This is a genomic window from Streptomyces sp. NPDC058701 (genome assembly GCF_042715295.1).
GTDB lineage: Bacteria > Actinomycetota > Actinomycetes > Streptomycetales > Streptomycetaceae > Streptomyces.
Genome location: NZ_JBHXSY010000044.1, coordinates 38,176 through 56,425 on the forward strand (window position 1 = coordinate 38,176; position 18,250 = coordinate 56,425).

The window sequence follows — 18,250 nt, forward strand, 5'->3', positions numbered from 1 at the left end:
CGGTCACGGCGTCGGCAGCCACCCCACCTTGCCCGCGAGCAGCGCGTACCCGCCGAAGGCCACGATGTCGAGCAGCGCGTGCGCGACGACCAGCGGCCCCACCCGGCCCCAGCGGCGGTAGGCGACCACGAAGACGGCGCCCATCACCATGTTGCCGATGAACCCGCCGATGCCCTGGTAGAGGTGGTAGGAGCCGCGCAGCACCGAGCTGGCCACCAGCGCGCCCGTCGGCGACCAGCCCAGCTGGTCCAGCCGGCGCAGCAGGTAGGCCAGCACGATGACCTCCTCCACCACGGAGTTCTGCACCGCGGAGAGGATCAGGACGGGGAACTTCCACCACACGTCGGGCAGCGCCTCCGGCACCACCGTGAGGTTGAAGCCGGCCGCCTGCGCCCCCAGGTAGAACGCCAGCCCGGCGCTGCCGATCCCGGCCGCGACGAGCGCGCCCCGGCCCAGGTCACGCCAGGGCCGGGTGAGGTCGAAGCCGAGGACGCGCAGCCCCGGCGCGCCTTCGCGGGTCAGCAGGTGCGCCACCAGCAGTACGGGTACGAGCGCGCTCGCGATCCCGAACAGCTGCCAGGCCAGGTCCAGCCAGGGCCGCCCGGGGGCGTACGAGCCGTTGAGGGTGGCGGCCTGGTCCTTGAGCCCGCCGGGCTTGGTGAGCGAGCCGAGGAAGCTGATCAGGGCGGACACCCCGCTCGCTCCCAGCGACAGCGCCAGGACGAGCAGCGTCTCGGTGCGCAGCACGCCCCGCCGCCCGTCCTCGCGCAGCTCCACGACCACCGGCTCCGGCTCCGCCCGCACGCCCGACTCCCGTCCCGCCATCCCGTTCCGACCACCCCATACTGCCTCCTCGGCGGGCCGGGCGGATCATCGTGACGGGATCACCGGGAGCCGCCCGGGCGGGCGGGCCTCACCGCCCGACGGGCAGCGGGGTCATCACCTCCTCTTCGGCGAGCCCCACGGGCCAGGTGTGCACGGGTTCGCCCCGGTGCATCAGCTCGCTGTAGCGGCGGGTCGTCGCGGCGAGCGCCTCGTCCCGTTCCAGGCCGGCGGCGAGGGCCCGGTGGTAGGTGTCCACCTGCCAGGTCGCCCCGTTGACCCGGCGCCGGCAGCGTTCCTCGATGATGCCGAGGTAGTGGTCCCGGTCGGCGGGCTCGATCCCCCAGGCGTCCAGCCCGGCCGCCGCCATGGGCAGCAGCTCGTCCAGGACCAGCCGTACGGCCGGAACGCTCGCCAGGCCCCCGCCCCGGCCCCGGCGCGGCCAGCGCAGCCGCGCGTCGATGCCGTACCGGCAGGCCGCGTCGAAGTTGGCCTCCGCCTCGGCGAACGGCAGTCGGCTCCACACGGGGCGCTGCTCGTCGGCCAGGGTGCGGACGAGCCCGTAGTAGAACGCGGCGTTCGCGACGACGTCGGCGACGGTGGGCCCGGCCGGCAGGACCCGGTTCTCCACCCGCAGGTGCGGTACGCCGTCGGCAACCCCGTACACGGGACGGTTCCAGCGGTAGACGGTCCCGTTGTGCAGGACCAGCTCCTGGAGCCGCGGCACCCCGCCGTCGGCGAGCACCCGCAGCGGCTCCTCCTCGTCGCAGATCGGCAGCAGGGCGGGGAAGTAGCGGACGTTCTCGGCGAAGAGCTCGTACGCGGAGTCCACCCACCGCTCCCCGAACCAGGTCCGGGGCCGCACCCCCTGCGCCTGCAGCTCGGGCGGCCGGGTGTCGGTCGCCTGCTGGAAGAGCGGCGGCCTCGATTCGCGCCACAGTTCCCGCCCGAACAGGAACGGGGAGTTCGCACCGACGGCTATCTGTACGGCGGCCACCGCCTGGGCGGCGTTCCACACGTCCGCGAACCGGCCCGGGGTCACCTGGAGGTGCAGCTGCACCGACGTACAGGCGGCTTCCGCCACGATCGACCCGGACCGCCAGGTCAGCCGCTCGACGCCGTCGATGTCGAGCGCGAAGTCCTCGCCGCGCATCATCAGGATCTGCTCGTTCAGGAGCGAGTAGCGGTCCACCGCCGACAGGTTGGCGGTGACCAGGTCGGCCCGCGTGATCGTCGGCAGGATCCCGATCATCACGACGCCCGCGTCGATCTCGACTGCCTGCCGGTGGGCATAGCCCAGCCCCGCACTGAGTTCCTCCGCGAGCTGGTCGAATACCCGGCCGCCGAGACGGTGGGGAAGGACGTTCACCTCCAGGTTGAACATTCCGAGTTCGGTCTGGAAATCCGGACTCGCAATCCGCTCCAGCACCTGCGCATTCACCATTCTCGGCAACCCGTCGGCACCCGCGAGATTCAGTTCGATCTCCAGCCCCATCATGTTCTTCGGACGATCGAACCTCTTCTCCGCCAGAAGCCGCTCCAGCCCCTCCAGGCACTCGTGAAGCTTCCTTCGATACCGCTGCCGATCGGACAGGTCGAATCCGCCTGCCACGACCTTCTCCCCCATCGAAGCGTCCCTCCTCGAGTGGGCCTGGCCCGGCACACCCGGCCCGCGTTACGGTCGATGATGCCCCGACAGCGTGATCCATAACGCGGAGGGGGCGCGAGTGGCGAGGAGCGCGCGCCGGTTTGGCCGACGGGCGCTTCGGCACATTCGCCTGGCAAGTCGTCGTATGCAAATTCCGCATCGACTTTGCCGCCTCCGGATTACCGGCGCTTTTCAGCCGAGCCCTCTTCCGGTAACCTCCGAGGTCAGCGCTACTTGGTCGCGCGCATCCGGCACGAATGCCATGCCAGCGGGACCGGTAAGCGACTTGCCCGCAATAGCCGGGACAGCTAGCTGAAACACCGCGTGAACACATGTCGTATAAACTCCGCAAACGAGGCAGAGAGTTGGCGCGCGGCCATTGCCCCTCAGCCCCCCTCTGGCCCCAGAATGCGACAGCGCCGTCCGCACCTGCCCCCGTTCCACCGGTCTCCCAAGTGAGAGGCGACCCACCATGCCGCTGCATGTCCCTCCGGCTCCCGCGCCCGCCCTGCGCAGCGTCCTCGCGGCACTCGGTTCCCCCACCGCCGTCCACGAGGCACACACTCCGGCCCTGCGCGCGGTCCAGGGACCGCTGACCGCCGAACTCCCCCTCCCGGTCCACGTCATGGACCGGCTGCACACGTCCACCCTGGCGGCCGGGGGCAGGCCGCCCCGCACCCGGCTCACCGGCTGGCGGTTCCTGATCCGCAGCGGCGACCGCCACGTCGCGGCGGCCGACACCCGGCTGACCCCGGACGGCTGGGCCTTCTCCCACTTCTTCGAGGGTCCGTACGTCGCCGCCACCGAACGCGCCCTGCGCCAGGCGGAGTCGCTCCCCACGGACTACCAGCCGCGGCTGCTGTCCGTGCCGGAGCTGTACATGCTGACCCTGTGGCTGCACGGCGCGGTGGGCGCCGACGCCTCCGCGGGCCTGCCCGCCGGCGAGGACCTGCTCGTGCCGCTTGCGCCCGCCCCGCCCGGCATCGCAGCGTTCCGTCCGCACCCGGTGTCCGAACTGCTGCCCGCGCTCATCCGCCGGCTGACCCCCGCACCGCTCCCGCCCACCCTGGCCGCGCCGGCCGCCTGACCCGAGTGGCCCATTCGGCCTAGCCCGCACGGGCTACTCCCGAACCATCCGAAATGACAGGGGAGTTGGACTGAACCGCCCGCACGGGTGATGCGTCATCATTCTGTGAGGACAGCTGCCGGGAAATACCTGCGAAGCGGCTGTCGTGGGGGAAGACTGATGACAAGCTCCCCGCGGGTGCGGGGATGACCCAGGGGGACGGCCATGAACCACGCATCGAGCCGTAGCACGCAGACCACACCGCAGCGAAAGAACGCATCCATGTGCCAGCACCAGCCAGCCTGCCCGTCAGCCGACTCCGCCGACCGGGAGGCCGCGCACCCCGTGGCGAACCACCCGGAACAGGGCTGGAGCCTGCTGTGCAACGGAGTCCTGCTCTTCGAGGACACCGGGGAGCTGCTGCCCGACGGCAGGATCATCGCCCCGCACCGCCCGCTGGCGGCCGCCCAGGTGATGAAAGCGGCCTGACCCGCCGCGGCAACGACGAAGGGGCCGGCCCGGGAGGAGATCCCGGGCCGGCCCCTTGTCGGCACCCTGACGTCAGTTGTCGTACTCGTCCAGCGGCGGGCAGGAGCAGACCAGGTTCCGGTCGCCGAACGCACCGTCGATGCGGCGGACCGGCGGCCAGTACTTCTCCGCCGCCGTGACGCCGGCCGGGAAGACCGCCTCGTCACGGGTGTACGGGTGGTTCCACTCGCCGCCCAGCGCCGCCGCCGTGTGCGGGGAGTTGGCCAGCGGGTTGTCCTCCAGCGGCCATTCGCCGCCCGCGACCCGCTCGATCTCGGCGCGGATGGCGATCATCGCGTCGCAGAAGCGGTCGATCTCGGCGAGGTCCTCGGACTCCGTCGGCTCGATCATCAGCGTACCGGCGACCGGGAACGACATGGTCGGCGCGTGGAAGCCGTAGTCGATCAGACGCTTGGCGATGTCGTCCACGCTGACGCCGGTGGCCTTGGTCAGCGGGCGCAGGTCGATGATGCACTCGTGCGCGACCAGGTTGCCGGGGCCGGTGTACAGCACCGGGTAGTGCGGCTCCAGGCGCTTGGCGATGTAGTTGGCACCGAGCACGGCCACCTGGGTGGCGCGCTTGAGGCCCTCGCCGCCCATCAGGCGCACGTACGACCACGAGATCGGCAGGATGCCCGCGGAGCCCCACGGCGCGGCGGAGATCGGGCCGACGCCCGTCTCGGGGCCGGCGGTCGGCTGCAGCGGGTGGTTCGGCAGGTACGGGGCCAGGTGCGCCCGGACACCGACCGGGCCGACGCCCGGACCGCCGCCGCCGTGCGGGATGCAGAAGGTCTTGTGCAGGTTCAGGTGCGAGACGTCGCCACCGAAGTGACCCGGCTTGGCCAGGCCCACCAGGGCGTTGAGGTTCGCACCGTCCACGTAGACCTGGCCGCCGGCGTCGTGCACCTGGGCGCAGATGTCGGCGACGTGCTCCTCGAACACACCGTGCGTGGAGGGGTAGGTGATCATCAGCACGGCGAGCTCGTCGCGGTACTGCTCGATCTTCGCCCGCAGGTCCGCCGCGTCCACCTCACCGTCGTCGGCCGTCTTGACGACGACGACCTTCATGCCGGCCATCACGGCGCTGGCGGCGTTCGTGCCGTGCGCGGAGGACGGGATGAGGCAGATGGTGCGCTGCTCGTCGCCGTTGGCGCGGTGGTAGGCGCGTACGGCCAGCAGACCGGCCAGCTCACCCTGCGAGCCGGCGTTGGGCTGAATGGAGACCTTGTCGTAGCCGGTGACCTCGCAGAGACGTTCCTCCAGCTCGGTGATGAGCGTGAGGTACCCCTCGGCCTGCTCCACCGGGGCGAACGGGTGCACCTGGCCGAACTCGGGCCAGGTGACGGCCTCCATCTCGGTGGTGGCGTTGAGCTTCATCGTGCAGGAGCCCAGCGGGATCATGCCGCGGTCCAGCGCGTAGTCCTTGTCCGAGAGCCTGCGCAGGTAGCGCAGCATCGCGGTCTCGGATCGGTGTTGGTGGAACACCGGGTGCGTGAGGACCTCGTCCGAGCGCAGCAGGGCCTCGGGCAGCGTGTCGGCCGTGGTCGCGTCGAGGGCCTCGATGTCGGCACTGACGCCGAAGGCGGCCCAGACGGCCTCGATGTCGGCGCGCAGGGTGGTCTCGTCGCAGGAGAGCGAGACGAGGTCGGCGTCGACCCGGTACAGGTTGACCCCGCCCTCGCGGGCGGCGGCGACGACCTCGTCGGCCCGGCCGGGAACCCGCGCGGTGAGCGTGTCGAAGTACGAGCCGTGGACGATCTCGACCCCGCCGGCCCGCAGGCCCGCGGCGAGGAGGGCGGCGTAGCGGTGCGTCCTGCGGGCGATCGTCCGCAGGCCGTCCGGGCCGTGGTACACGGCGTACATGGCCGCCATGACGGCGAGCAGCACCTGCGCGGTACAGATGTTGCTGGTGGCCTTCTCGCGGCGGATGTGCTGCTCGCGGGTCTGCAGGGCCAGGCGGTACGCCTTGTTGCCGTCCGCGTCCACGGAGACGCCGACGAGGCGGCCCGGAAGCGAGCGGGCGTGCTTGGCCTGGACGGCCATGTAGCCGGCGTGCGGTCCGCCGAAGCCCATCGGGACGCCGAAGCGCTGGGTGGTGCCGACCGCGATGTCCGCGCCCAGCTCGCCCGGCGAGGTCAGCAGGGTCAGGGCGAGCAGGTCGGCCGACACGGTGACGATGGCACCGAGCCCGTGCGCCTGGTCGATGACCGGCTTGATGTCCCGCACGGCGCCGGAGGCGCCCGGGTACTGGAGCAGCACGCCGAAGACGCCGCGCTCGGCGATCTCCGCGGGAATGCCGTCGGAGAGGTCCGCGACGACGATCTCCACACCCGTGGGCTCGGCACGGGTCTCGATCACGGCGATGGTCTGCGGCAGCGCGTCGGCGTCGATCAGGAAGACACCGCCCTTGACCTTGCCCACGCGGCGGGCCAGGGACATGGCCTCGGCGGCCGCCGTGCCCTCGTCGAGCAGCGAGGCGCCCGAGGTCGGCAGCCCGGTCAGGTCGGCGACGACGGTCTGGAAGTTCAGCAGCGCCTCCAGGCGGCCCTGCGAGATCTCCGGCTGGTAGGGCGTATACGCCGTGTACCAGGCCGGGTTCTCCATGACGTTGCGCAGGATCACCGGCGGCGTGAAGGTCCCGTAGTAGCCGAGACCGATCATGGAGGTGAGGACCTGGTTGCGGTCGGCGAGCGACCGCAGCTCGGCCAGCACCTCGGCCTCGGTCCGCGCCTCGGGCAGGTTCAGCGCTTCGGCGGTCTTGATCACATCCGGTACCGCGGCGGCGGTGAGTTCGTCCAGGGAGCCGTAGCCCACCTGAGCGAGCATCTTCGCCTGTGCCCCGGCGTCCGGGCCGATGTGGCGCTGCTCGAAGGGGATGCCTCGCTCCAGCTGGGAGAGCGGAATGCGGTTGGCGGTCATGTACGGAGGCCTCCTGGTCGTATGACCTGCGAGGGGCACCACGGCGCGGGCACCCGGACGGCCTCCCCCTCTGTCATCTCAACCTGAGAGTTTCACCGGAGTCGCGGGGATCGCCCTCGAGCTCCGGCTTTCACCGTCGGTGAGGAGGGGGACCGGCACTGCGCGCCCGGTTCCCGCTCCTGCTTTCCAGAGTGGCCTCGTCCGTGCGGTACGTATGCCTGAGAGATTCCGGGGAGGATTTGCTCCTTCGGCGCCTCCGGCGAGCTCATTCGGAGGACTCTCCCGCACAGGGTCGACAGCCACCACCCAGCCTACCAGCGCCGTTCCGGGGCCTCCCCGAGTGGCCTCGGCTCCCGATATGCCCTTCTGTAGTCATTACGGAGGAGTTGCGACCCAAGGGAGGGACCGTGCAGACCGACATCGATCCGCGCAGTCTGATCGGCCGCAAGGCGTTCGACCGCAACGGCAGCAAGATCGGCACCATCGACGAGGTCTACCTCGACGACGCCACCGGCGTCCCGGAGTGGGCCGCCGTACGGACGGGCCTGTTCAGCCGGGACGCCTTCGTCCCGCTGGAGCCGAGCGAGCTGGTCGGGGACGCCCTGCGCGTCCCGTTCGACCGCTCCCTGATCAAGGACGCCCCCGACTTCGGCGTCGGCCGCCACCTCTCCCCCGAGCAGGAGCTGCAGCTCTACCACCACTACGGCCTGGACGTGACCCTCCCCTCCGAGTTCCACCCTTCGCCCCCGCCCCCCGAGCAGCCGCGCGACTTCGGCCGGCTGGCGGGCGACGACGGCTGACCGGCCGCCCCTCCGCGGCCGGCCCGGGCGCCCCTTCAGGCCGTACCCGGCTCCTCCTCACCCACCGGCTCCCCCACCAGGGGCAGCGGATCGGCCGCCTCCAGCTCCGGATCGTCCACCCGGAAGGTGCGCACCCGGCCGGGCGCCGACCCGGGCCGCTCGAACCGTACGGTCACCCGCCCGACCCCGCTGCCCTGCACCCAACCCGGCCCGTGCACGGCGTGCCGTACGTCGTTCCCGGGCGCCCAGCGCCGCTCGGCGGCGGCCTCCGGCTCCCCCGGCGTCCCGTGCTCACCGGCCGCCGCCGGACTCCCGGCGGCCGTTGCGTGCCGCGCGGCGGCGCCGGCGTCCGACGGCCCCGCCGCCGTCGTCACCCCATCGGCCCCCTCCGCCCCATCGGCCCCGGCGGGCACGTCCCCGGCCGGGTCCCCCCCGGCGGCGAGCGTCGCGGCGGCCTGGGCGAACAGGTCCTCCTGCGTGTAGTCCGCCAGGCCCGTGACCCCCACCCCGAGCAGCCGCACCCCGCCCGTGGTGTCCACGCCCTCCAGCAGCCGGGCCGCGGCCTCCCGCACCACCCCGGGGTCGTCGGTGGGCCCGCGCAGCGTCTCCGAGCGGGTGAGCGTCGAGAAGTCGAACCGGCGCACCTTCAGCACGATCGTGCGGCCCGAGTGCCCGGACTCGCGGAGCCTGCGCACGCAGCGGTCCGCCAGCCGCTGCACCTCGTTGCGGATCCGGACCCGGTCGTGCAGGTCCACGTCGAAGGTGTCCTCGACCGACACCGACTTCGCGTCCCGCTCGGCGACCACCGGCCGGTCGTCCAGTCCCAGGGCCATCCGGTGCAGCCCCACGCCGTGCGCGCGCCCGACCATCCGGACCAGCTCGTCCTCCCCGGCCTGTGCCAGCTCCCCCACGGTGGTGATCCCGGCCCGGCGCAGGTGTTCCCCGGTGGCCGGCCCCACCCCGGGCAGGGTCCTCACGGACATGGGCGCGAGCAGCTCGCACTCGGTGCCCGGCTCGATCAGCAGCAGCCCGGCCGGCTTGGCCTCCTCGGACGCCACCTTGGCCAGCATCTTCGACCCGGCCAGTCCCACCGACCCGCTCAGACTCGTCGCCGCCCGGATGTCCGCGCGCAGCCGCTCGCCCGTCGCCCGGGCGGTGCGCGAGTCGAAGGCGACGCCGCCCGCCTCCAGGTCCACGAACGCCTCGTCCAGGCTGAGCGGCTCCACCAGCGGCGACAGCTCCCGGAGCAGGCCCATGACCACGTCGCTGACCTCGCGGTAGAGGCTGAAGCGCGGCACCAGGCAGGCGCCGTTGGGGCACAGCCGCCGGGCCTGGGCCATCGGCATGGCCGAGTGCACCCCGAAGCGCCGTGCCTCGTACGAGGCGGTGGCGACGACCCCGCGCGGACCGAGCCCCCCGACGATCACGGCCTTCCCCCGCAGGCTCGGCTTCGACGCCTGCTCCACGGAGGCGTAGAAGGCGTCCATGTCGAGGTGCAGGATGGTCGGCGCGGCTCTCACGCCCCCGATGCTGCCCTATGCCTCTGACAATCCCGGGGACCGCTCCCGGGGCGCCTGCGGCCCGGGAGGAACGACGGCGGGCGCGGAGCCCCCCTCAGGGGCCCCGCGCCCGCCGACACGGCCGTCCGTGCTCAGGCCGGGTTCAGACGGCCCGGTTGCGACGGGCCGCCAGCTCGTCCGCCGGGTGGTGGCGGACGACGGTCTCGCCCGTGTCCACCCGCTCCCCGTGCAGCTGCGCCAGCGCGTTCTCCACGTCCCGCCACACGACGCCCACGGCGATGCCGAAGACGCCCTGACCACCCTGGAGCAGGCTCACGACCTGGTCCGGCGAAGTGCACTCGTACACGGAGGCGCCGTCGCTCATGAGCGTCATCCGCTCCAGGTCCGCGAATGCGGGGTCCCGCAGGTGCTGTACGGCCGTGCGGATGTTCTGGAGCGCCACACCGGTGTCCAGGAAACGCTTCACGATCTTGAGGACCACCACGTCCCGGAAGCTGTACAGCCGCTGTGTGCCCGACCCGTACGCGGCGCGCACGCTGGGCTCCACCAGCCCGGTGCGTGCCCAGTAGTCGAGCTGCCGGTAGGTGATCCCGGCCGCGGCGCACGCCGTGGGCCCGCGGTAGCCGACCTCCGCGGGCGCCGGGTCGTCGCTCACCGGACCGACCGGCGTCGACTCCGGCTGACGGCGCGCGGACCCCACCGTGCTGCCGTAAAGCGGGTACGGTCCCCCGTCACTCCGTACGGGGATGCCCCCGGTCGTACCGTCGCCCGTGATCCTCACGCCGACCCTCCGTCCTTGACCTGCCCACCTTGAAGGTAGGCAGTCACCAGGGGTGCGTCAACGATCGCCACACTCGGCACGCCGAGTGATAATCACCCTGAGAGTGGTTTCCCGTATCCGATTGCCGGGAAGGGCTACTCGAATGGGCCGACGCTTTCCCGTGGACAGCCCCCTGGACGGCGCGGCCGGCGCCTACTGCGGGCCGGTGCCGAAGTCCTCGGGCGAGATCTGGTCGAGGAACTCGCGGAACTTCTCCACTTCGTCCTCCTGCTCGTCGGGAATGGCGATTCCGGCGTCGTCGAGCACGCCGTCACTGCCGTAGATCGGCGTCCCCGTCCGCAGGGCCAGCGCTATGGCGTCGGACGGCCTCGCGCTCACCTCGACCCCGCTGGCGAAGACGAGCTCCGCGTAGAAGACGCCCTCCCGCAGATCCGTGATGCGGACCTCGGTGAGCTCCTCCCCGACCGCTTCCAGCACGTCCTTGAACAGGTCGTGCGTCAGCGGCCTGGCAGGGGCCATGCCCTGCTGCGCGAAGGCAATGGCGGTCGCCTCCCCTGGACCGATCCAGATGGGGAGGTACCGATCGCCTCCCACTTCACGCAGGAGCACGATCGGTTGGTTGGAGGGCATTTCCACCCGGACACCCACAACGTCGAGCTCGTTCACACAGTAACCCTAGGACCTGCCCAGCCGATTTGGGTAGTCGGGCCCCCCTCGGTCCCTACAGGCGGACCCCGAGAGCGGTCTGTACGAGCGCCTCGTGCAGCCGTACGGACAGCCCCGCGAGCTCCTTCAGCGTCGCCTCGGCGTGCGCCCGGGTCTGCGGGTTGCGGTGCCGGCGCAACGGTGCCACGACCTGTTCGACGAGCCCCGCCTCGCGGTCCGCGGCGGCCTTCATGGCACGCAGGTGACGCGGCTCCAGCCCGAACCGGCCCAGATCGGCCACCAGACGCGCCACGGTGACGGCCTCGGCGTCGAATCCGCCGCCCGGGGCCTCGGCCAGCAGCCCGTACGACTCCCACTCGAGGAGCTGCACCTCGTCCACGTCGGCGGCCGCCAGCAGTTCGGCCCGGCCGATGCGCGCCGCCGTGGGCCGTTCGCGGCCGACTTCTCCGTAGACGACCGCCGGACTGCCGGGGTCGGCCGCGTCGCCGGGGTCGCGGTGCGCCGTCGGCGCCGGGATGCGGATCTGCTCCCCGCGTGCAAGGGCGTCGAGCTGGTCGCGGATGACCTTCAGGGGCAGGTAGTGGTCGCGCTGCAGCCGCAGGATGTGGGCGAGCCGCTCCACGTCCCCGGCACTGAACTTGCGGTACCCGGACGGAGTGCGCGTGGGCTCGACCAGCCCCTCCGCCTCCAGGAAGCGGATCTTCGAGATCGTGACTTCGGGGAACTCGTCACGCAGCGTGGTGAGCACCGTTCCGATGCTCACCAGCCGCCCGGCCGAGCCGGCGGTGCCGTTTCCGGCACCGCCTGTCGGGGTGCGCAACATGGGACCTTTCCTGGGCCCCCGGACGCGGTCCGGGGGCGGGTCAGATGCCCCGCAGGCTTGCGTAGAAGACCACCCGGTACTTGCCGATCTGCACCTCGTCGCCGTTGTTCAGGGCGACGGACTCGATCGGTTCCCGGTTCACGTACGTGCCGTTGAGGCTGCCGACGTCGGCCACGGTGAATCCGCCGTCCTGGCTCCTGCGGAACTCGACATGGCGCCGGGAGACGGTGACGTCGTCCAGGAAGATGTCGCTCTGCGGGTGCCGCCCGGCTGTGGTCAGCTCGCCGTCCAGCAGGAAACGGCTGCCGGAGTTGGGACCGCGCCGCACGATGAGCAGGGCGGAACCGGGCGGCAGGGCCTCCACCGCGGCCTGGGCCTCGGGGGACAGCGAGGACGACACGTGCGTTTGGCCCGACACCTCGGCCTCGTAGGCCTCCAGGCCCGAGATCGAGATGGTGGACGTGGTCTCCGAGGCGCGCTCCGGCGTCAGACCCGCCCGCAGCGGCGCACCGCAGTTGGAGCAGAACCGGCTGGCCGCATCGCTGCGGTGTCCGCACCTGCTGCAAACCTGCTCGGCCGACATGGACGGCTCCTCGCGCCGCGGCTGCCCCGCGGAGGCACTGGTGGCATACGGGTCGGAGGCAAACCCTCCACCCGCACTTGAGGTTGATGGTTCACCGAAACCTATGCGTCCGGTACCAGCGGGGTCAACAGCCGACGCGCCGTACGCGCCCGCATTGTCCCCCGCGCCGCCGACCTCGTCACGGAAGAGCGGGCGGTCGCCCTGCCCCTCCGCGTCACCGTGCCCGGCGCGATGGCGTGCCGAGCCACCTTCCTCACGGTTCTTCTTGCCGAACAACTTCTCAAACAACTTCACGGGCGATTCCCCTTGACCGAAACAGACCCGCCCGTGGGGCAGGACGAACTCCGAATGCACAACCTGCCGACCCGGACATACTCACAACGTCCGTAACCACCAGACAGTTTCCACCACGCACCGCGACTTCGGTGCGCCGACCCCCCGCAGGCTTCCGCCCGCGTGAGCCGGTCCGCTCCTCACCGCATCTCATGGTGATGACGACCGAGCGTAGTCAGGCTGCTTCGCCGCCCGCAAGGCGTCCACAACGATCTTCGCCGACCGCGTGACGGTGACCGCGGCCTGCTCCTTCTCCAGCGTCTGGACGACGCCGCCGGGGATGTTGAGCGCGGGCTCCAGATCCTGGGGCTTGCCGATCACCTTGAACTCGTAGGGTTGTGTGATCTTCTTGCCGTCGATCGCGACCCCGCCGTCCTCCTCCGAGAAGTACGTGCCCGCCACGATGCGCGTCCCGTTGATCTGGATCGCCTCGGCGCCGGCCGCCCGCAGCTCCTGGAGGGTGTCCAGCAGCTGGTCGGACTGCACCTGACCGGTGGGGTCGGTGATCTTCAGGGTGATCCCCGGCCCCTGCGCAGCCACCGTACCGGCCAGGATGCCGAGTTGGCGCTCCTTCTCCACGGTCTGCCTGCGGGCCTCCTCGGCCTGGTTGGAGCTGCTCTCCAGTTCCTTGCGCTGGTCCTCCAGCCGCTGCTTCTCGTCCTCCAGGCGCTTGGTCCGCCCGTCGAGCTCGTCGAGGATGCGTACGAGGTCCTCCTGTCGGGCCCCGCGCAGGGCGCTCTCGTCGCTGTTGGACCGCACCTGAATGGCCAGGCCCAGCCCGAGGACGAACAGCAGCAGCGCGACGATCAGTTGGGCCCGGCTCGCCCGCGGCGGCCACAGCCCGGCCGCGAGCCGCTGCCGTCCGGTCCGTTCGGGAGCCTCCGGCGGCTGCGGCGGCCCGGAGGCCGCGGGGGTCGGGGCCGCCGCCTGCGGCCCCGACCCGGCAGGCGGCGCGGGCTGGGCCGGCTGCACGGGCGGTGCAGGCTGCACGGGCGTTGGAGGCGGTACGGGCGGTACGGGCATGGGAGGCGGTACGGGCGGTACCGGTCCGCCGGGTCCCTCGGGACGCTCGGGAGGGGTGTCGTTCGTACTCATCGGCCTCACGCCCGGAACACGTGCCGGCGGATGGCCGCGGCGTTGGAGAAGATGCGGATGCCGAGGACCACGACCACACCGGTGGACAGCTGCGAGCCGACGCCCAGCTTGTCTCCCAGGAAGACGATCAGCGCGGCCACGACCACGTTCGACAGGAACGACACGACGAAGACCTTGTCCACGAAGATGCCGTCCAGCATCGCGCGCAGCCCGCCGAACACGGCGTCCAGCGCCGCCACGACGGCGATCGGCAGATAAGGCTCCACCACGGCCGGCACTTCGGGCCGGACCAGAAGTCCGACCACCACTCCGACCACGAGGCCCAGTACCGCGATCACGATGCACCCTTCTGCTGCTCTGCTGCTGTGGCTGTCCGCACGGTCAGGCTCGACGCGGCCGGCAGCCGCACCTCGTCCTGGGCGGACAGGGTGGAGCGGATTCCGTAGTTCTCCTGCAGCACGTGCAGGTACTGTCCGTCCGCCGAGTCCTGGAAGGCGGTGCCGAGGCGCTTCTTGTCCCCCACCGCCAGGACCTCGTACGGCGGTACCAGAGGCTTGTTGTCGACCAGTATCGCGTCGCCCGCGGCTCTGATCGCCGACAGTTGCGTCAGCCGTTGCCCGTTGATCGAGACGGCCTCCGCCCCGGACTGCCACAGGCCGTTGACGATCTTCTGCATGTCGCGGTCCCGGAGCCGGCCGGTATCGGAGAAGCCCGCGCTCTCACGCGGTCCACCGCCGCCCGACGAGGAACCCTTCGCGTCGTCCACGACCAGTTTGACCCCGGGCCCGCGCACCTCGGTGGCACCGGACAGCAGTGCGACGAGCTCTCCCTGTCCGCCACCGGGCTGCTTCAACGCGGCGCGCTGGCGGTCCGCGACGTTCGTCCGCAGCCGCTCGATGTCCCGCTCCAGGCCGTCCGCGCGCTCGTCGGCCCGCTCCACCCGGTCGATCAGCTCGTGACGTTCCTTGGCCAGTACCGGCGCGGCCACCCGCGCCTGCGCGGCCCCGAGCGTGACGACGAGGGCGGCGAGGACGAGCCCGGCCGCGAGCCCCAGCTTGGCCTTGAGCGTGCGCGGCAGTCCTGCCGTGCCGTCCGCCTCGCGCCGGGCCGATGCCTCCGCGTACCCCTCGTCGAGGCTGTGGTCCATCACGTGGGTCAGCAGCGACATGGAGGCGTCCGGGCGCGCGGGCGGGGACGCCGGAGTCCGGTGGTGGGGCGGCTGCGACATGCCGCACATCGTCGCATGTCGGCGCCGTACACACCCAATGCGTACGGCGGGCCGGGTACGGAGCTGTTCCCGTACCCGGCCCGCCGGACTTCGTTCGTACGCGGTCACCCCGCGGCGGTCACCTGCCGCCGTCCACCACGGCCGCCCACTCGTCGAGCAGGGCCTGCGCCGAAGCGTCGTCGGGGCCCTCGGCCCACAGGTGGGTGACGGCCTCCGCCGGGTCCGGGAGGACCAGCGCCCAGCGCCCGTCCGCCTCGACGACCCGCACCCCGTCGGTGGTGTCCACCTGCCGGTCTCCGGCCGCCTCAACGACCCGTCGCATGACGAGCCCCTTGACGGCCCACGGGGTCGGCACGTCCCGCTTGAGGACGTGGGCCCTGGGGATCCGGGCATCGATCTGGCTCAGCGTGAGCTGCGTCCGCGCGACGAGGCCGAGCAGCTGGACGAAGGCGGCCGACCCGTCGAAGACGCTGCCGAACTCGGGGACGATGAAGCCGCCCCGGCCGTCGCCCCCGAAGATGGTGTTCTCCGCCCGGCCGACCCGCGTGAGGTCGTCCGGAGAGGTCGTGGTCCACTCCACCTGGGTGCCGTGGTACGCGGCCACCTGCTCGGCGACCCGCGTCGTGGTCACCGGGAGCGCCACCTTGCCGCTGCGCTTCTCCGCGGCGACCAGGTCGAGCAGGACCAGCAGGGCGCGGTCGTCCTCGATGATCCGCCCGCGCTCGTCGACCAGGGAGATCCGCTCGCCCACCGGGTCGAAGCGCACCCCGAAGGCGGCTCGCGCGGAGGCGACGATCTCGCCGAGCCGCACCAGCCCGGCCCGCCGGGACTCGGTGGTCTCGGTCGGCCTGGACTCGTCGAGCCCGGGGTTGATCGTCAGGGCGTCCACGCCGAGACGGCCGAGGAGGCTGGGCAGTACGAGGCCGGCGCTGCCGTTGGAGGCGTCCACGACCACCTTGAGCCCGGCGTCGCCGATCCCGGTGGTGTCCACCCGCCGCAGGAGCGAGCCGGTGTAGGCGTCGAAGACGCTGCCGGGGAACTGGAGGTCGCCGATCTCGCCGGGGAAGGCGCGCCGGTACTCCTGGCGGGCGTAGACCCGGTCCAGCTTGCGCTGCTGCTGGAGCGAGAGGTCCGCTCCCCGCTCGTCCAGGAACATGATGTCGACCGAGTCCGGCACACCGGGCGAGGTCCGCAGCACGATCCCGCCCGCGCTGCCGCGTGCGGTCTGCTGCCGTGCGACGGGCAACGGTACGTTCTCCAGGTCGCGCACGTTGATGGCGCTGGCCTGGAGCGCCGAGATCACGGCCCGCTTGAGCGCTCTCGCGCCTCGGGAGTGGTCTCGGGCGGTGGTGACGATCGCACCCTTCTTCAGGGTCGTCGCGTAGGCCCCGGCGAGCCGGACGACCAGCTCGGGGGTGATCTCCACGTTCAGGATCCCGGAGACGCCGCGCGCTCCGAAGAGGTGGGCCTGTCCGCGGGACTCCCAGATGACCGAGGTGTTGACGAAGGCGCCGGCCTCGATCGTCTTGAAGGGGTAGACGCGTACGTTCCCCTGGACGATCGACTCCTCGCCGACCAGGCACTCGTCGCCGATGACGGCGCCGTCCTCGATCCGCGCGGCCCGCATGATGTCGGTGTTCTTGCCGATGACGCAGCCGCGGAGGTTGCTGTGGGGCCCGAGGTAGACGTTGTCGTGGACGACCGCCTTGTGCAGGAAGGCGCCGCTCTTGACGACGACGTTCGAGCCGACGACGGTGTGCTCGCGGATCTCGACGCCGGCCTCGACCTTGGCGTAGTCCCCGATGTACAGGGGGCCGCGGAGCACCGCGTCGGGGCTGACCTCGGCGCCTTCGGCGATCCACACGCCGGGCGAGATCTCGAAGCCGTCCATGTCGACCTGGACCTTGCCTTCGAGCACGTCGGCCTGGGCCTTGACGTAGCTCTCGTGGGTGCCGACGTCCTCCCAGTAGCCCTCGGCCACGTAGCCGTAGATCGGCCGGCCTTCCTTCATGAGCTGCGGGAAGACGTCACCGGACCAGTCGACCGAGGTGTCCGCCTCGACGTAGTCGAAGATCTCCGGCTCCATCACGTAGATGCCGGTGTTGATGGTGTCCGAGAACACCTGTCCCCAGGTCGGCTTCTCGAGGAAGCGCTCGACCTTGCCCTCCTCGTCCACGATGGTGATGCCGAATTCCAGCGGGTTGGGGACCCGGGTCAGGCAGACCGTGACGAGTCCGCCCTTCTCCTTGTGGAACCGGATGAGGTCGGTGAGGTCGAAGTCGGTGAGCGCATCGCCGGAGATCACGAGGAACGTGTCGTCCTTCAAGGCCTCCTCGGCGTTCTTCACGCTGCCGGCGGTCCCGAGTGGCTTCTCCTCGTTGGCATAGGTGAGCTCCATCCCGAGCTCTTCGCCGTCACCGAAGTAGTTCTTGACCAGCGACGCCAGGAACTGCACGGTAACCACGGTCTCGCTGAGCCCATGCCGCTTGAGCAGCCTCAGCACATGCTCCATGATCGGCCGGTTGGCCACCGGCAGGAGCGGCTTGGGCATGCTCGAGGTCATAGGGCGAAGGCGTGTGCCTTCGCCACCGGCCATCACGACGGCCTTCATGTCGGAAGAGTCCTCCTTGGGAGACGACGATCTCGCCGACCTCACCCGTCCCGGACGGTGACTCCGCACGTGCTCCGCGTCATCCGGCGCTGAGCGAGCTCAATCGGCCGTGGGATCCGCCTTGACGAGACGGCGGACCTGCACCACGTACAGCACTCCTGCCCACCAATAGAGGGTTGTACCCCATCCGGCGAACGCCCATCCCAAAACTGACCCCGTCCAGGCCAACCATCCCGTGCCGTCACTGAGCAGCAGCAACGGGAACGCGTACATCAAGTTGAAGGTCGCGGCCTTGCCGAGGAAGTTCACCTGCGGCGGCGGGTACCCGTGGCGGCGCAGGATCCACACCATGACCAACAGCATCAGCTCGCGGGCGAGCAGCGCCCCGGTGAGCCACAGGGGCAGGATCTCCCGATAGGTCAGCCCGAAGAGGGTGGACAGGATGTAGAGCCTGTCCGCGGCCGGATCCAGGAGCCGGCCGAGCCTGCTGATCTGGTTCCAGCGCCGGGCGAGCTTGCCGTCCAGGTAGTCACTGATTCCGCTGAGCATGAGGACGGCCAGGGCCCATCCGTCGTGCTCGGCGAGGATCAGCCACAGGAACAGGGGCACCCCGGCCAGGCGAGCCATGCTCAGGATGTTGGGAATGGTGAAAATTCGGTCGGTCTGAACCCGAGTCTCCTGGACCTCCACCCGGGGGCCTCCACTGACGTGAGAAATGTTGAACGATGCACCCTGACCCTACAGGAGAGCGCACACGGGTCCGGAACGCAGGAAAGCCCCGCACCATAAGGTGCGGGGCTTTCCCACAATAATTGTTCGGCGGCGTC

General features: G+C 71.1%; 16 protein-coding genes and 1 riboswitch. Of the genes, 3 read left to right on the top strand and 13 right to left on the bottom strand.

The window, feature by feature from the left end:
- Positions 1–3: 3 nt before the first annotated feature.
- Both ACFWW8_RS31590 and ACFWW8_RS31595 read right to left on the bottom strand, forming a co-directional pair.
- Positions 4–825: a CPBP family intramembrane glutamic endopeptidase gene (locus ACFWW8_RS31590; protein WP_386534353.1), complete on the bottom strand. Its 822-nt coding sequence runs from the start codon at positions 823–825 to the stop codon at positions 4–6.
- 88 nt (positions 826–913) lie between these two features.
- Positions 914–2,449 (bottom strand): glutamate-cysteine ligase family protein, encoded by a 1,536-nt coding sequence (locus ACFWW8_RS31595; protein WP_386534356.1) that lies wholly within the window; start codon positions 2,447–2,449, stop codon positions 914–916.
- Positions 2,450–2,942: 493 nt separating this feature from the next.
- On the opposite strand from ACFWW8_RS31595, the gene ACFWW8_RS31600 reads away from it, so the two are divergent.
- Complete coding sequence (locus ACFWW8_RS31600) at positions 2,943–3,557, top strand: hypothetical protein (protein ID WP_386534358.1); 615 nt, start codon at positions 2,943–2,945, stop codon at positions 3,555–3,557.
- Between the two features lie 261 nt (positions 3,558–3,818).
- The gene (locus ACFWW8_RS31605) at positions 3,819–4,025 is read left to right on the top strand and encodes a DUF5999 family protein (protein ID WP_385778455.1); all 207 of its coding nucleotides are present in this window, start codon (positions 3,819–3,821) and stop codon (positions 4,023–4,025) included.
- A 72-nt stretch (positions 4,026–4,097) separates the two neighbouring features.
- On the opposite strand, the gene gcvP is transcribed toward ACFWW8_RS31605, so the two are convergent.
- The gene (gene gcvP / locus ACFWW8_RS31610) at positions 4,098–6,983 is read right to left on the bottom strand and encodes an aminomethyl-transferring glycine dehydrogenase (protein WP_386534360.1); all 2,886 of its coding nucleotides are present in this window, start codon (positions 6,981–6,983) and stop codon (positions 4,098–4,100) included.
- A gap of 196 nt (positions 6,984–7,179) precedes the next feature.
- Positions 7,180–7,278, bottom strand: a riboswitch (glycine riboswitch).
- A 112-nt stretch (positions 7,279–7,390) separates the two neighbouring features.
- Between gcvP and ACFWW8_RS31615 the strand changes: the two genes are divergently transcribed.
- Entirely contained in the window at positions 7,391–7,783 is a 393-nt protein-coding gene (locus tag ACFWW8_RS31615; RefSeq protein ID WP_386534362.1) for a PRC-barrel domain-containing protein, read from the top strand.
- A 35-nt stretch (positions 7,784–7,818) separates the two neighbouring features.
- Here ACFWW8_RS31615 and ACFWW8_RS31620 read toward each other — a convergent pair whose 3' ends face one another.
- The 10 genes from ACFWW8_RS31620 to ACFWW8_RS31665 all read right to left on the bottom strand — a co-directional run bounded on the left by ACFWW8_RS31620 (position 7,819) and on the right by ACFWW8_RS31665 (position 18,113).
- Complete coding sequence (locus ACFWW8_RS31620; protein ID WP_386534365.1) at positions 7,819–9,303, bottom strand: DNA polymerase IV; 1,485 nt, start codon at positions 9,301–9,303, stop codon at positions 7,819–7,821.
- Positions 9,304–9,445: 142 nt separating this feature from the next.
- Positions 9,446–10,084: a MerR family transcriptional regulator gene (locus tag ACFWW8_RS31625; protein WP_386534368.1), complete on the bottom strand. Its 639-nt coding sequence runs from the start codon at positions 10,082–10,084 to the stop codon at positions 9,446–9,448.
- Positions 10,085–10,276: 192 nt separating this feature from the next.
- A complete protein-coding gene (locus tag ACFWW8_RS31630) occupies positions 10,277–10,750 on the bottom strand; it encodes a bifunctional nuclease family protein (protein WP_007262890.1) in 474 nt (157 codons plus the stop codon).
- Between the two features lie 55 nt (positions 10,751–10,805).
- Positions 10,806–11,573 carry a MerR family transcriptional regulator gene (locus tag ACFWW8_RS31635; RefSeq protein ID WP_386534371.1) on the bottom strand — a complete coding sequence of 256 codons (768 nt, stop codon included), beginning with the start codon at positions 11,571–11,573 and terminating at the stop codon, positions 10,806–10,808.
- Positions 11,574–11,613: 40 nt separating this feature from the next.
- Positions 11,614–12,156: an FHA domain-containing protein gene (locus ACFWW8_RS31640; protein WP_386534373.1), complete on the bottom strand. Its 543-nt coding sequence runs from the start codon at positions 12,154–12,156 to the stop codon at positions 11,614–11,616.
- A gap of 483 nt (positions 12,157–12,639) precedes the next feature.
- Positions 12,640–13,584, bottom strand: a complete 945-nt coding sequence (locus tag ACFWW8_RS31645) for a DUF881 domain-containing protein (protein WP_386534375.1) — start codon at positions 13,582–13,584, stop codon at positions 12,640–12,642.
- Between the two features lie 5 nt (positions 13,585–13,589).
- Complete coding sequence (locus ACFWW8_RS31650; protein WP_112452698.1) at positions 13,590–13,922, bottom strand: small basic family protein; 333 nt, start codon at positions 13,920–13,922, stop codon at positions 13,590–13,592.
- Positions 13,919–14,821 (bottom strand): DUF881 domain-containing protein, encoded by a 903-nt coding sequence (locus ACFWW8_RS31655; RefSeq protein WP_386534378.1) that lies wholly within the window; start codon positions 14,819–14,821, stop codon positions 13,919–13,921. The genes ACFWW8_RS31650 and ACFWW8_RS31655 overlap by 4 nt, the downstream gene beginning before the upstream one ends.
- 109 nt (positions 14,822–14,930) lie before the next feature.
- Complete coding sequence (locus ACFWW8_RS31660) at positions 14,931–17,423, bottom strand: sugar phosphate nucleotidyltransferase (RefSeq protein WP_386534380.1); 2,493 nt, start codon at positions 17,421–17,423, stop codon at positions 14,931–14,933.
- A gap of 99 nt (positions 17,424–17,522) precedes the next feature.
- Positions 17,523–18,113: a CDP-alcohol phosphatidyltransferase family protein gene (locus ACFWW8_RS31665; protein ID WP_386534382.1), complete on the bottom strand. Its 591-nt coding sequence runs from the start codon at positions 18,111–18,113 to the stop codon at positions 17,523–17,525.
- Positions 18,114–18,250 lie beyond the last annotated feature (137 nt).